At 36.2% G+C, this 13,174-nt stretch carries 15 protein-coding genes; 9 read left to right on the forward strand and 6 right to left on the reverse strand.

Going from position 1 to position 13,174, the window contains the following annotated elements; all coding sequences use genetic code 11:
* Positions 1–2: 2 nt before the first annotated feature.
* From ACI48O_RS02510 to ACI48O_RS02520, 3 genes are all read left to right on the forward strand, one after another.
* Complete coding sequence (locus tag ACI48O_RS02510; RefSeq protein ID WP_435560401.1) at positions 3–2,987, forward strand: ATP-binding protein; 2,985 nt, start codon at positions 3–5, stop codon at positions 2,985–2,987.
* A 22-nt stretch (positions 2,988–3,009) separates the two neighbouring features.
* A complete protein-coding gene (yhaM, locus tag ACI48O_RS02515; RefSeq protein WP_435560402.1) occupies positions 3,010–3,954 on the forward strand; it encodes a 3'-5' exoribonuclease YhaM in 945 nt (314 codons plus the stop codon).
* A 101-nt stretch (positions 3,955–4,055) separates the two neighbouring features.
* Positions 4,056–4,247, forward strand: coding sequence for a sporulation YhaL family protein (locus ACI48O_RS02520; protein ID WP_435560127.1), 192 nt, complete (start codon positions 4,056–4,058; stop codon positions 4,245–4,247).
* Between the two features lie 43 nt (positions 4,248–4,290).
* Here the strand turns inward: ACI48O_RS02520 and ACI48O_RS02525 are convergent, their stop codons facing one another.
* Positions 4,291–5,157 carry a peptidylprolyl isomerase gene (locus ACI48O_RS02525; RefSeq protein WP_435560128.1) on the reverse strand — a complete coding sequence of 289 codons (867 nt, stop codon included), beginning with the start codon at positions 5,155–5,157 and terminating at the stop codon, positions 4,291–4,293.
* A gap of 347 nt (positions 5,158–5,504) precedes the next feature.
* Here ACI48O_RS02525 and ACI48O_RS02530 point away from each other — a divergent pair, with 347 nt between their 5' ends.
* On the forward strand, positions 5,505–5,588 hold the full coding sequence (locus tag ACI48O_RS02530; RefSeq protein ID WP_435560403.1) for a YjcZ family sporulation protein: 84 nt from the start codon (positions 5,505–5,507) through the stop codon (positions 5,586–5,588).
* Between the two features lie 61 nt (positions 5,589–5,649).
* Positions 5,650–5,742, forward strand: coding sequence for a YjcZ family sporulation protein (locus tag ACI48O_RS02535; RefSeq protein ID WP_435560129.1), 93 nt, complete (start codon positions 5,650–5,652; stop codon positions 5,740–5,742).
* Between the two features lie 59 nt (positions 5,743–5,801).
* On the opposite strand, the gene ACI48O_RS02540 is transcribed toward ACI48O_RS02535, so the two are convergent.
* Positions 5,802–5,981 (reverse strand): hypothetical protein, encoded by a 180-nt coding sequence (locus ACI48O_RS02540; RefSeq protein ID WP_435560130.1) that lies wholly within the window; start codon positions 5,979–5,981, stop codon positions 5,802–5,804.
* 213 nt (positions 5,982–6,194) lie between these two features.
* Between ACI48O_RS02540 and ACI48O_RS02545 the strand changes: the two genes are divergently transcribed.
* Positions 6,195–6,533, forward strand: a complete 339-nt coding sequence (locus ACI48O_RS02545) for a DUF1878 family protein (protein ID WP_435560131.1) — start codon at positions 6,195–6,197, stop codon at positions 6,531–6,533.
* Here ACI48O_RS02545 and ACI48O_RS02550 read toward each other — a convergent pair.
* From ACI48O_RS02550 to ACI48O_RS02565, 4 genes are all read right to left on the reverse strand, one after another.
* Positions 6,530–7,108, reverse strand: a complete 579-nt coding sequence (locus ACI48O_RS02550; protein ID WP_435560132.1) for an HTH-type transcriptional regulator Hpr — start codon at positions 7,106–7,108, stop codon at positions 6,530–6,532. The genes ACI48O_RS02545 and ACI48O_RS02550 overlap by 4 nt on opposite strands.
* A gap of 304 nt (positions 7,109–7,412) precedes the next feature.
* Positions 7,413–7,943, reverse strand: coding sequence for a tryptophan transporter (locus ACI48O_RS02555; protein ID WP_435560133.1), 531 nt, complete (start codon positions 7,941–7,943; stop codon positions 7,413–7,415).
* 134 nt (positions 7,944–8,077) lie between these two features.
* Positions 8,078–9,160 (reverse strand): 3-phosphoserine/phosphohydroxythreonine transaminase, encoded by a 1,083-nt coding sequence (gene serC, locus ACI48O_RS02560; protein WP_435560134.1) that lies wholly within the window; start codon positions 9,158–9,160, stop codon positions 8,078–8,080.
* Between the two features lie 200 nt (positions 9,161–9,360).
* The gene (locus tag ACI48O_RS02565; RefSeq protein ID WP_435560135.1) at positions 9,361–9,780 is read right to left on the reverse strand and encodes an HIT family protein; all 420 of its coding nucleotides are present in this window, start codon (positions 9,778–9,780) and stop codon (positions 9,361–9,363) included.
* A gap of 622 nt (positions 9,781–10,402) precedes the next feature.
* Here ACI48O_RS02565 and ACI48O_RS02570 point away from each other — a divergent pair.
* From ACI48O_RS02570 to ACI48O_RS02580, 3 genes are all read left to right on the forward strand, one after another.
* The gene (locus ACI48O_RS02570; protein WP_435560136.1) at positions 10,403–11,143 is read left to right on the forward strand and encodes an ABC transporter ATP-binding protein; all 741 of its coding nucleotides are present in this window, start codon (positions 10,403–10,405) and stop codon (positions 11,141–11,143) included.
* Positions 11,136–12,347 (forward strand): ABC transporter permease, encoded by a 1,212-nt coding sequence (locus ACI48O_RS02575; protein ID WP_435560137.1) that lies wholly within the window; start codon positions 11,136–11,138, stop codon positions 12,345–12,347. The genes ACI48O_RS02570 and ACI48O_RS02575 overlap by 8 nt, the downstream gene beginning before the upstream one ends.
* An 86-nt stretch (positions 12,348–12,433) precedes the next feature.
* Positions 12,434–13,159 (forward strand): EcsC family protein, encoded by a 726-nt coding sequence (locus ACI48O_RS02580; protein WP_435560138.1) that lies wholly within the window; start codon positions 12,434–12,436, stop codon positions 13,157–13,159.
* Positions 13,160–13,174: the final 15 nt, after the last annotated feature.

Here is a 13,174-nt window from a genome sequence, read left to right on the forward strand (position 1 = left end):
AAATCGATGAACTTCATATATATGGATATGGGAAATTAGAAAATTACAAAGTTAAAAATATAGATAACATGACAATTTTCTATGGTGAAAATGAAGCTGGGAAATCTACAATCATGTCATTTATCCATAGTATATTGTTTGGGTTTCCAACAAAGCTACAAACAGAATTACGGTATGAGCCAAAAACATTCACTAAATATGGTGGACAAATAATTGTTACCCTCCCGAGCGGAAAAGCTGTCATTGAGAGAGTAAAAGGAAAAGCTGCAGGTGATGTAAAAGTACTACTGGAGGATGGAGCCCAGGGCGGAGAAGAATTATTGCAACAGATCCTCTCCAAGATGGACAAAAATCTCTACCAATCCATTTTCTCCTTCAACCTTCACGGACTGCAAAATGTTCAACAAATGAAAAATGCAGACCTAGGGAAGTTTTTATTTTCAACAGGCACATTAGGGACGGATAGATTGCTGCTTGCCGAAAATACACTACAAAAGCAGCTAGATTCTCAATATAAACCTAATGGGAAAAAACCATCCATCAATGAAAAAATAACGGAACTAAAGCAGCTGTATCAAGAATTAAAAAAAGCAGAGCAATGGAATGATCAGTATTGGCAGTATATAGAGAAAAAAACAGAATTGGAGGAAAGAACACAACTTCTTCATCAGGAGTTGCGTAATATACAAAGTAACACTGCTAGACTTCAGGAATGGAAACGATTTTCGCCATTACTAAAAGAAGAGCAAATATTGAAGGAAGAATGGTCTCACATTCACCATCTAGAATTTCCAAGGGAAGGCATTTCCCGCTTGGATGAACTTAACCGCGATGTACATTCATACGAAAGTAAAATCAGCAGTATGAATGTACGGATGAAGGGACTAGAAGAAGAAGTCAAAACCACCGTCCCTAATGCAGAATTATTAGCGAACGAAATGGAAATTGTAACGGCTGTTGAAAATCTACCTTTATATGAACAATTAGTTCAGGAAAAAAATCAATTAAGCTTGGAGCTAGAAGAGGTACGGCAAGAAATAGTCGAATGGCAGCAAAAGCTACATCTCAACATCAATGAAGACCAAGTATTGACTAGCAATACCAGCGTTTTTATGAAGGGAAAAACAGCTGATGCCCAAAAAAATGAACACCGTTTAAAAGAGAAAAAACAAGATCTAGATGAGCAATTTCATCAGACAAAACAGAATCTTGAAGAACTAGAAGAACAGTTAAACCGAGGAAGCAAATTGCTATTATCTGAGGTAGAGCGACAAGAATTGATTGCTCAAAAAAATCTAGTTGAAAACCAGGCCTCACTTATTCGGGAATTGGCCGACACTCGAGAACAAATCCGCTTGCTCAAGAATTTGCAGGACAATGAGGTGCAACAAGAGAAAGTTCAGCAACGACAACATATGATTCAATTTAGTGTATTCTGTACCTTTTTTGTAATCTTGGCTGGTTGGGGCTTTTTTAATCAACAATGGGGAATTTTTACTGTTGCTGGTGTTGGTTTGTTTTATTTATTATTTTTTTATCGAAAGAAACCAACTTCAAGAAAAAATCAATTTAAATTAGAATTAGAAGCACTTACCGGTAAAGAAAAAATGTTAGAAGGCCAACTGAATAGATTAAAATTAAAAAGCTCCGATGGATTAGACTACCAACTAGAGCAGGACAAACAGCAAAGAGAGCAACAAAGTATTCTTAAAATCAAATGGGAACAAAAAAATGAACAGTATGAACAAATTTTAAATGCTTATGAAAAGTGGGAACAGGAATCAAGGCAGCATCAAAAGATACTCGTGGAGCTCGGAAAGGAACTGGGTCTTCCTAAAGAAATTTCATTAATTTTTATTCATGATGCGTTTTTATTAATTGAAAAATTAAAAAACCTATATTTGACGCTGAGAAAATTATCCAATCGCTATGAATTGGTTTGTCATGAAATAACGCTTATTGAAGAGCGGATTATCAGCTTAGCCAATCGATTTTTACCAACCGTTCCTAAACAGCTCCATAATATGGCGTTTCTATTAAAGCAGGAGTTAAAAAAACAGCAGCAACTACAGATTTTTCACCAAGAGAAATGTAAAAAGCTTATTGAAATTCAAGAGGAAATTCAACAATATCAGCTTGAAAAACAGGAGATTACCAAGGAGATAAATCAACTGTACCAACTTGCCGACTCTACATCAGAAAATGATTTTCGTGAAAAAGGTGCTTTGACTGCTAGAAAAGAAATTGTATTTGAGCGGTTAAAGGAAATTGAGCGCCAATTGTCTGTATCCACTATCAGATTAGCAGATAAGCAGGCGTTTATTGAAATGGAGGAGCTTGATCTACAGCTTAGTCTCCTTCAAGCAGAACAAGATGAAGCAGAAGACAATCTAAGGGCAATTCAGGAACGGTTAGCTGAGGTCAAATATCAGATTGGCCTGCTGGAAGATGGGGGAACATATGCGGAACTCTTACACCGATATAGACTGAAACATTCTGAATTAAATGAGGAGGCAAAGGGGTGGGCGAAGTCTACGATTGCCAAAGATCTCCTTTATCGAGCGGTGGAACAATATAAAAATCAGCGGCTCCCAAAAATGATTGAAAAAGCTGAAAGCTATTTACGTTTTTTAACCGGAGAAAATTATATCCGAATTCATACCCAAACGGAAGGAAGCAGCCTTCTGATTGAAAATCGAGATCATATCCTATATGAACCGAGGGAATTAAGTCAAGCTACATCCGAGCAAATCTATGTTGCATTAAGATTAGCATTGGCAACAACGCTTTATGAAAAATATCAATTTCCTATTATCATTGATGATAGCTTTGTAAATTTTGATCATATTAGAACGAGCAAAGTCATTCAGTTATTATGTGAATTACCAGGTCATCAAATCCTATTTTTTACCTGCCATCAACATTTATTACCTTACTTTACTAAAGGAAAAATCATTAGGATGGGAGAGCATGATATACTACTTTAAAGAGGGGAGTGTCGATAGATTTATGACAAAAGGGATACTGCATTATGATGTTGGTGAACAAGTAGAAGTGTTTTTATTAATAAAACATGTTACGAAAGGTATGGCGAGTAATGGTAAGCCTTTTTTGACATTAATCCTTCAGGATCAAAGCGGGGAAATTGAAGCAAAACTTTGGGATGCATCGGAAATGGATGAGAAAAATTATTCCTCTGAAAGCATTGTTAAGGTAACTGGCGATATATTAAGCTATCGAGGCAGAAATCAATTAAGAATACGCCAAATACGTCCTTCATCACCAACTGATTCTGTAAAACTTGCTGATTTTCTGGAAACGGCCCCACTTGAAGTTGATGAAATGTCGGGTAAACTGACTCAGTATATTTTTGAAATGAAAAATCCAAACATCCAGCGTATTACGAGGCATTTACTGAAAAAACATCAACAAGATTTTATGAAATATCCAGCTGCAACAAAAAATCATCATGAATTTGTTTCAGGCTTAGCCTATCATGTTTGTTGCATGCTTGATTTAGCCAAGGTCATTGCGGGTCTATATCCCAGCCTTGACAAAGACCTTCTCTATGCGGGTGTTATTCTTCATGATTTAGGAAAAGTTGTCGAGCTGTCTGGTCCAATTTCGACCACCTATACGGTTGAAGGAAATTTATTAGGACATATTACGATTATGGTCAATGAAATCGGCAAAGCTGCCGATGAACTTCAGATCACTGGGGAAGAAGTCTTGATTCTCCAGCACTTAGTCTTATCTCATCACGGGAAAGCGGAATGGGGAAGTCCGAAGCCACCATTAATAAAAGAGGCAGAGATTCTTCATTATATAGATAATTTGGATGCGAAAATGAATATGCTCGATCGAGCATTGGAACGAGTGAAACCAGGGGAGTTTTCGGAACGCATTTTTGCACTAGATAACCGCTCCTTTTATAAGCCACTATTTCATAAATAAAGATATTGATAGAAAGATAGTTAATATAAGGAATAATCCCCCTTCTTGAGCATATGATGGTAGAAAACATTGGACAACCATATTTTAGTGAGGTGAGAAGGGTGGTCATTCCCGTTTGGGTTTATTTTGTTGTAGCAGGAATTATGATAAGTGCATACATGGCTATCAAAACCGGTAAAGAAGAACGAAAACTAGAGCAAGAATTCATCGAGCGTGAAGGTGAAATTTATATGGAGCGACTTGAAAAGGAAAAGGAACAGCGAAATCAAAGCGCTCATCCAACTGGATTTTAACATTTTGTAAAATAAAAAACAGGGCCTAATTGGCCCTGTTTTGTTATTTCTTCTCTGTTGTTGTACCGTGAGATGTAACGCCCTCTAGATCCTTATCCTGAATCTTTACGTTTGCTGCTTTTAATTCTTTATCAATCACTTTTTGGATTGTGGTTGTATCTAACTTTGCAACTTTAACTTCGTACTCAATTTCTTCCTTCATTTCTTCAAATGACTTTTTCTCTTTTTTGTCAGTTAACTGGATAACATGCCAACCATGTTCTGATTTAACTGGTGCGCTAATTTCATTCACTTTTAGTGCATAGGCAGCATTTTCAAATTCTGGAACCATTGCTCCAGCACCAAACCAGCCTAAGTCACCGCCTTTATCTTTTGAACCAGGGTCAGTGGAATATTCTTTAGCTAGATCTTCAAATTTAGCACCGCCATCAAGCTTTGCCTTTACTTCCTTTGCAGTGTTCTCATCAGCAACAAGAATGTGTCTGGCCTTAATTTCCGGCTTAACGTTATTATAATAATCCTTTAGTTCCTTATCAGTTGCCTTAACTTCCTTTAATCCAGCTTTTTCAATTAAAAGCTGCGGCTTTAATACTTCTTTAAGCTCTTTTTCATCTTTAATTCCATTTTGAGCCAACAGCATTTCAAAGCTTGCTCCTGCTTGGTCTTTAATTTCTTTAACCTTTTTGTCGAGTTCTTCATCAGTCACTTTGTATTTTTTAGCGAGGACTTTAGTGTATAGCAGCTCTTGAAGAGCTTGTTCACCGTATTGATCCTTCATTGCCTCATACAACTCGTCCTTTGTAATATTCCCTGCGTCTGATTTTACGATTACATCAGAGCCGCCACCGCTGCATGCTGTTAATCCAATAACCCCTGCGGCCAAGGAAAGGGACATAATCCATTTTTTCATGTTGAACAACTCCTAAATAGTTAATTCTGTGATTTTTAGACCACAGCTTTTACTATAACATAAATCCAATTTAGAAAAAAATGTTTATAGGAAAACTCTGTGAAATTATTGGTCAAAAATGGGTGATAATCTTACCCAAAATTTACAGTTCTTCATATGATATTGAAGAAAAGGAAAGTATGGTTTCGGTCCATAAGGAACTCATGGCTGTATTAATGTTCTTGAGGTGTAATGGGCCAACTGCAATCGAGTTCATATTAGAAAATTAGCCTTATCGGGACACGTGCCTAAACGAAATGGTCCAAAGTTGAATAGTATAAGGTAGCAACCTAGAAGGGGGTGTTAAAATGGGTGCAGGATACGGCGGCGGTTTCGCTTTGATCGTTGTGTTGTTCATTTTATTAATTATTGTTGGCGCAGCTTGGTTTTAATTGAATTGAGATAGCATGGGGACATAGAGCCCCATGTTTTACTTAAAAAGGAGGAATTAACATGTCCGGAGGACCTGGATGGTATGGTGGAGGGTTTGCACTTTTAGTAGTGCTATTCATTCTTTTAATCATTATTGGTGCAGCTTGGCTGTAAATGTAAATATATTGTAAACAATAAAGAGGCACCCCTATTTTGGAGGTCAGCCTCTTTTCTTATGAGTATAAAATCTCAATATAGGATGTGATTAATAAAATTGTAATTAATATATTAATGGTTCGAAAGACTGATGGTTGCCTTTCCATTGGAATTTCCCTTTGTAAACATAGTGAGTTTGTAAGTGTGTTTATGTAGAAAAGAATAAAAACCGAAAGCAAAATAAAAATGGAGATCACCGCTTAATCCCTCCCCAATTAAGTCTAGTCTGAATGTATTTTACATGATTGAACAAAAAAAAGATAGTCATTAAGGTATTAATAGTAAAAAGATAAAGCTTGAGGATTCCTTATACAATAGTACATAATGAAAATGCTGGGAATAATGTGGTATAAATATAGTGACCATAGTTTTTTAGAGGATTAAATCGGCGGGAAAGAGGTAAATAGTTTATGAATTATGATGCTTTAGTTGAGAAAATAATATTGTTAGAGTATCACCAAAAGCTTTTACTAAAGATGATAGGGGATGCTAAACAACCATTCTATACCATGGTTATCGAAAAATCGCTGAGGGAAGAGGATGTTGTGGCCTTCTTTAATCATTGTGATCAATTGAGCATTGATTTAGAAGAGCAGAAAGCGGAAGGTTTTGTACATTTTCATCCGCTTTTCGACAAATTTAAAGAAGGCTTACATCCTAACCTCCGTGCTGAAGAAGTGATTAAGTCTTGTCTCGCTCAACAATTATTTACCCCTTTAATGGCAGAACTTAGAAAATATATGAATTAGACGTATTCTTTCTCAGTTGTAGAATCCTTTTTTTTGAGTTTCCCATCTTCTTCGATGTAATCCATTTCAACATTATGAAAGGACTTCTCAAAAATCTCCATAAAATCATCTCCGTAAATATTACGAACGATCGCCATCATTTCAATGATGTCTGGGAATTTACCATAAAGCTCTTTTAACGGCATTGCTCCAGTATAGGTTGCATTTTGTGAAGGGTCATACGTTTCCATTAACTGGAGTAATATTTCTTCCCCTTCAGGAGTTAACTCAATATACGTATTCCGTTTGTCTGTCTCCTTTTTTGAAAACTTTAATAATCCCCTTTCTTCAAGTTTCTTCGAAAAGTTAAATGCTGTTGAAACGTGCATCACCCCAAATTTTGCTACATCTGAGATAGAAGCCCCATGTAAATGGTAAGCAATCCATAAAATATGGTGCTCGTTGATGTTTAAGTCAAAAGGTTTAATCCATTGCTGCCAATCCTTTTCAACAGATTTCCACAATGCCTTGCTTAATTGGGCAATCCTTTGACTAAAAAGCAACGCTTCTTTAATTGAATACTGTTTTTCTGCCATCCCCATTTTCACCTACTTTTTTATTTCTCTAATGATATTATGCCAATAAAACAAAAATTAATAAAGTAAATTTCTCAATTTTTAGAAATATTATTCTTACTTATTAATTAGTTTTTATTTAACATTAAAGATTTTAAATATTCGCACTATATTGAATTTCGTTCTTTAAAGAGAAAATTCCTGCTTTTATTATGTTTTTTAAAATGAATTTAATAAAATAATTAGAAAAATAGTAATCTGAAACATAAATAAATAGGATTTAATAATAAAAAAGAACCCGTAGACAATACGGGTTCTAAACTTATTATGAGTTGATTGTGGTTGGTGTTGCAATCTTTGTCCTTTTTACAATAGACATGGCAATTGGATATAGAACAATCATTGTTACCGTATTAAAGGCTGCGGCTGGAAGGACAACTGCAACAAATAAAGCGGTAAAAGGTCCCGGTAATTCTGCAATAAAATTTGCTGCGCCAAGAAATACGATTCCAGAAATAATCGTACCAATGGCAGTTAAAATTCCGATGCTGACCAGTGATTGTTTGAAATTCCTTAACGCTAAAAATAATCCAAAAACGATAAAGGAAGTTACGGCTTTATCAATAATATTTGGAATCAAGCCACTTGGAAATGTCGTCGTTAATCCAGAAATAATTCCTGTCACAAGTCCTAATAAGAGTACGCTTTTTTTGTCTGGAAATAAAATAATTCCCAAAAACATCATCGTTAACATCATATCTGGCTTCATTCCAAGAAAAAATCCAGGAACAACAGTGTGCAATACGGCACCAATCCCAACTAAAAGTGACAGTGATACAAGGGTTTTCGTATTCATTCTCATCTCTCCTCAACTTATCTGAACTAGTCTACCTATTAACCTCTCCTGCAGTGCACTCTTTGCCTGCAGCGAAAAGCTTTATGCTATTATAGCATATTATCATAAAAAAACTAAAGCTGAAAAAAATAATGTTAATAGCTTGATTGGAACGATTTCATAAATTCAGCTAATTTTTGAACGTGCTCTAATGGAACAGCATTATAGATCGATGCACGGCAGCCTCCAACTGAACGATGTCCTGCCAGCCCGATAAAGCCAAGTTCTTTTGCTTGTGCCAGGAAGGCAGCAGTTGCTTCGTCAGATTGTAATGTAAAGGTAACGTTCATTGTAGAACGGCTGTCTGGAGTAGCATGACCTTTATAAAAGCCGTTGCTTCCGTCAATTACATCATAAAGGACATTTGCCTTTTCCTCGTTCATTTTTTCCATGACAGATAGTCCGCCTAAGGAATCTACATGTTCCAACACTAATGATAATAAATAAATCGCCAGGGTCGGTGGTGTATTATAAAGTGAATTGTTACCTGAATGTGTTTTGTAGTCCAACATAGTTGGAATTGCTTCTGGAGCTTGACCAATTAAGTCTTTACGAATAATAACAACAGTTACACCTGAAGGACCTAAGTTTTTCTGAGCACCAGCATAGATCAAGCCAAATTTGTTTACATCAATTGGCTTGCATAAGATATCACTGGACATATCTGCGATTAATGGTGCGCCGCTTACCTCAGGGAAGGTTTTCCACTGGGTTCCAAAGATTGTGTTATTGCTAGTAATGTGAAGGTAGGCAGCATCATCTTGAAGTTCAATTTTATCAAGTGTTGGGATAGTTTGATAATTGTTCTCTTTGCCAGAAGCCAATACTGCTGTTTGACCTACTTTTTTCGCTTCTTTCAAAGCCTTTTCAGACCATGAACCTGTTAATACATAGTGACCCACTTTATCTTTATTAAGGAGATTCATTGGGATCATGGAAAACTGTGTGCTTGCGCCACCTTGTAAAAATAAAATTTCGTAATCATCTGAAATACTAAGAAGCTTACGAAGTAGAGCAATCGCTTTATTATGAACAGCTTCGTAATCCTTGCTGCGATGGCTTAATTCCATCACGTTCATGCCAGTACCGTTAAAATCCAGCCATTCCTCCTGTGCCTTTTTTAATACTTCTAGAGGTAAAGCGGCTGGACCCGCATTAAAGTTGTAAGCGCGTTTCATCTGAAATTCCTCCTAATGTTTGTTTTTTTGACAATTTTCATGGTCTTATCGTACCAAATAAAAAGATTATTCGTCATTAGAAAATTACAAATCTTTTAAACATTTTTCTCGAAAAGGCTGTTTTTAAATAATTTTTACCATTCCTCCAACCTCTAACATAAAAAATAGACTTCCTTAGCAATAGAAGTCTATGAAGTAATTTACAAATGTTTTCCAATGTTTTCAGCTATGGTGCGAAGGTCTTGTGAAGTGTATTCATCATCGTGCGTTTTCCATACTGCTCCAAACCCGTCACCTTTCCCATATCGGGGAATTAAATGCATGTGAAAATGGAAAACTGATTGACCAGCGTGTTCCCCGTTATTATTTAATACATTCAAGCCGATAGGATTAAATTCGGTTTTAATTGCATTCGCAATCTCGGGTACAGCTGCAAAGAGATTTTTGGCGATTTCCGGAGTTAGTTCAAAGACATCCTTTTTATGTACCTTTGGTATGACTAGAGTGTGCCCCTTTGTTACTTGACTGATATCAAGGAATGCAAAAACATGCTCATCTTCATAAACCTTTGCTGTTGGGATATCACCATTTACAATTTTACAAAAAATACAGTCGCTCATCATTTACACCCTTTCTTATTGCTGAATGGCTATGCCTCTTTTCTATGTATGATACCACAAAATTTTCCTATACCCAAAAGGAAAGACAGGATTCGCTAGGAATCCTGCCTCCTGAAGGGGGTAATCATTAATCGTCTAATTCAGGTTCGTTTCTGCGATAAACACCTCATTTATATATTAAAATAAAATGATTAGTGTTCGGAGTGATTTTCTTTTACGTTATTCAAAGTGACCATCCCCTAATCTTTATAGGTATTCGCAACTTTTAAAGTGGAATGATGATCGTATCTTTAACAAACACCTCATTTAATAAGTGAGTTTTAAAGCACTAATATCATTTGGTGTTTAAACGTAAACCCTGCACAATAGTGCAATCTAACCATCCCCTGTACTGAAAACTCCTGATGTTAACGATAATTAATGAACGGGTCTTTAACAACCACCTCATTCGATTTATGGAATTTTTTAAAACCATAATGAATGTTTCCCCTTCATAAATTAGAATGTCCATAATGAAAAAGAATATGCGATCTTTTTAAAAAAGAACCTTATTCATGATAGTTTGGATTGAGGACAATCTTTGGTAAAATAAATGTATCTAACGAAGGGAAGGACGTTGGCGATGTCTTTACTCAAAATTGAAAATATAACAGGGGGGTATACCCGAAATCCTGTTTTAAAAAATGTCTCATTTGAGGTTAAAAAACAAGAACTAGTTGGTTTAATTGGCTTAAATGGCGCAGGAAAAAGCACGACCATTAAGCATGTTATTGGACTAATGGAACCTCAAAGCGGGGAAATAACGATAAATGGAAGAACATTTAAACATGATAAGACCAATTATCGAAGACAATTTAGCTTTGTTCCGGAAACGCCCATTCTTTATGATGAACTGACACTTGAGGAGCATTTGAAGCTGACAGCCATGGCATATGGTTTAGAAGAGTCAATTTATAAGGAAAGAGTGGATTATTTACTTGAAGAGTTTCGGATGAAAAAAAGGCTGAAATGGTTTCCAGCCCATTTTTCAAAAGGAATGAAGCAAAAGGTTATGATTATGTGTGCCTTTCTTGTCCAGCCCGATCTGTATATTGTCGATGAACCATTTGTTGGTTTAGATCCGCTTGGAATCCAGTCTTTGCTTGATTTAATGAAGAAAATGAAGGAAAATGGCGCTGGAATTTTGATGTCAACACATATTTTGGCAACCGCGGAACGCTATTGTGACCGGTTTATCATTTTACATAATGGATCTGTTAAGGCCCAAGGGACATTGGCGGAATTAAGGGAGCAATTTAAAATGCCCAATGCAACTCTTGATGATCTTTATATCCAACTGACAAAGGAAGAAGACTATGTTTGATGAAGGGAAGTTATGGAAGGAAAGATTTGCCCATACCAGCAAGGAATTAAGCCGATATCTCCGTTATATTTTTAATGGGCATCTAGTCATTGTTTTTTTGTTTTTATTAGGTACTGCTGCTTACTATTATCAGGAATATGTTAAAACACTTACTCCTGATTTTCCAGCAGCTCTCATAATGGCTGTGATCATAGGCGTTTTTTTAACTTACAGTCCCATATACACGTTTCTGCTTGAGGCTGACCGGATATTTTTATTGCCACTTGAAAGCAAGCTTTCTGGGTACTTTAAAAAATCTTTAGCTGTTAGCTTTTTCTTGCAGCTTTATCTACTTTTAATGGTCCTGGCCGTTTTTATGCCTATGTATGTCCAAGTTTATCATGGCGAATTTAAGTCGTTCTTCACATTTTTACTGATTATTGCTGTAATGAAGGTTTGGAACCTGTTAATTCGCTGGCATGTTCAATTTTTTGTTCAAGCGACTGTTCATTTACTTGATTCGTTTATTCGTTACGGCTTGAATGCTTTGTTTTTATATTTTTTATTTATGAACTCATTTGTTTTAATGACAATCGTGATCGTAATAATGATTATCCTCTACGTATATTGGTGGAAGCAAACCATTGAAAAAGGGCTGAAATGGGAGTATTTAATTGATCAAGAGGAAAAAAGGATGACATCCTTTTATCGTATCGCTAATTTATTTACGGATGTGCCAAAATTAAAAGATAGGGTTAAACGCCGAAAATGGCTTGACTGGCTGTTAGGAAGGGTTTCCTTTCGAAGCGAAGATACGTATTTATTTTTATATACGAGGGCATTTATTCGTGCTGGGGATTATTTTGGTCTTGTTATAAGACTTACTGCTATTGGGGCGGGAGCCATTTATTTGGTTTCATTTGGACTAGGTCAAATATTATTTATTTTGCTGTTCCTTTATTTAACGGGGTTCCAGCTGCTGCCGCTTGCTAACCATCACCAGAATAAAGTCTGGATTTCATTGTATCCGATCGAGGACCAATGGAAGGAGAAAGCGTTCCGAAAGCTTTTGCTAGGAATATTATTATTTGAAAGTGTTATTCTGTCATTAGTCCTTCTTTTAAAAGGAGCGTTCCTTATCAGCATAGTTGCTTTACTTAGTGGAATTGCCTTCAGTAGCTACTTTGTTTTTAGCTATAGTAAAATCAAGTTAAAAAGAATATAAATAATCATCCCCCTTCGCCGAAATGGTGAAGGGGGTATTTTGAAACATTTTCGTTCAAGAACCGTATATAAAATTAGGTGATGGGTATGAAAGAATACGAATTAAAAATATATGATGAAGTGGAAAATTGGAAACGAAAGCTCACAAAGCGATCTTCTTTATTAAATCGAATGTCAAAAAGAGCCCAAACAAAAGTAAATGAATGGATTCCCGAGAAGGCTCACAACATAATAACAGAAAGCATAAAAAACTTGGTTAAGGCTACATTAGTTGGATCTGATTTTACAACAAGAAAAGGGAGAAAGGCCGGTTTGTCCCTAGCGGAAATGGATCTTGAAATGAAGCAGAAGCTTGAAATGTTCCGAAAAACAGCGATGATTGAAGGAGCAGGAACCGGAGCAGGAGGTATTCTCTTAGGTTTGGCAGATTTTCCTTTATTGCTTTCAATCAAAATGAAATTTTTATTTGAAGCGGCTGCTATTTATGGGTTCGATACGAGTAAATATGAAGAAAGAATGTTTCTTCTTTATGTATTTCAACTTGCCTTTTCAAGTGATGAAACAAGAAAAGAAACGCTTGATATTATCGATAACTGGGACCGTGAAAAGGAGAGGTTAAGTGAACTGGACTGGCGTCAATTTCAGCAGGAATACCGTGATTATATCGATTTTGTTAAAATGCTTCAGCTTGTCCCAGGGATTGGGTTGGTAGTCGGTGCTGTAGCAAATTATCGTCTTCTTGATCAATTGGGAGAAACAGCCATGAATGCTTTTCGTTTACGATTATTGAAAGAACCCCCACCGACAATGTGAAATCAAGTGGGGGTT

It is taken from the genome of Neobacillus terrisolis, from assembly GCF_051233475.1.
In the GTDB taxonomy this organism is placed as follows: domain Bacteria; phylum Bacillota; class Bacilli; order Bacillales; family Cytobacillaceae; genus Bacillus_BU.

Excerpts from the sequence above, each read along its gene's own strand:
- yhaM (WP_435560402.1), top strand. The coding sequence starts at position 3,010 with ATGACAAAAGGGATACTGCATTATGATGTTGGTGAACAAGTAGAAGTG.
- ACI48O_RS02525 (WP_435560128.1), bottom strand. The coding sequence starts at position 5,157 with ATGAAAAAATGGATTATGTCCCTTTCCTTGGCCGCAGGGGTTATTGGA.
- ACI48O_RS02530 (WP_435560403.1), top strand. The coding sequence starts at position 5,505 with ATGGGTGCAGGATACGGCGGCGGTTTCGCTTTGATCGTTGTGTTGTTC.
- ACI48O_RS02535 (WP_435560129.1), top strand. The coding sequence starts at position 5,650 with ATGTCCGGAGGACCTGGATGGTATGGTGGAGGGTTTGCACTTTTAGTA.
- ACI48O_RS02545 (WP_435560131.1), top strand. The coding sequence starts at position 6,195 with ATGAATTATGATGCTTTAGTTGAGAAAATAATATTGTTAGAGTATCAC.
- ACI48O_RS02550 (WP_435560132.1), bottom strand. The coding sequence starts at position 7,108 with ATGGCAGAAAAACAGTATTCAATTAAAGAAGCGTTGCTTTTTAGTCAA.
- ACI48O_RS02555 (WP_435560133.1), bottom strand. The coding sequence starts at position 7,943 with ATGAATACGAAAACCCTTGTATCACTGTCACTTTTAGTTGGGATTGGT.
- serC (WP_435560134.1), bottom strand. The coding sequence starts at position 9,160 with ATGAAACGCGCTTACAACTTTAATGCGGGTCCAGCCGCTTTACCTCTA.
- ACI48O_RS02565 (WP_435560135.1), bottom strand. The coding sequence starts at position 9,780 with ATGAGCGACTGTATTTTTTGTAAAATTGTAAATGGTGATATCCCAACA.
- ACI48O_RS02570 (WP_435560136.1), top strand. The coding sequence starts at position 10,403 with ATGTCTTTACTCAAAATTGAAAATATAACAGGGGGGTATACCCGAAAT.
- ACI48O_RS02575 (WP_435560137.1), top strand. The coding sequence starts at position 11,136 with ATGTTTGATGAAGGGAAGTTATGGAAGGAAAGATTTGCCCATACCAGC.
- ACI48O_RS02580 (WP_435560138.1), top strand. The coding sequence starts at position 12,434 with ATGAAAGAATACGAATTAAAAATATATGATGAAGTGGAAAATTGGAAA.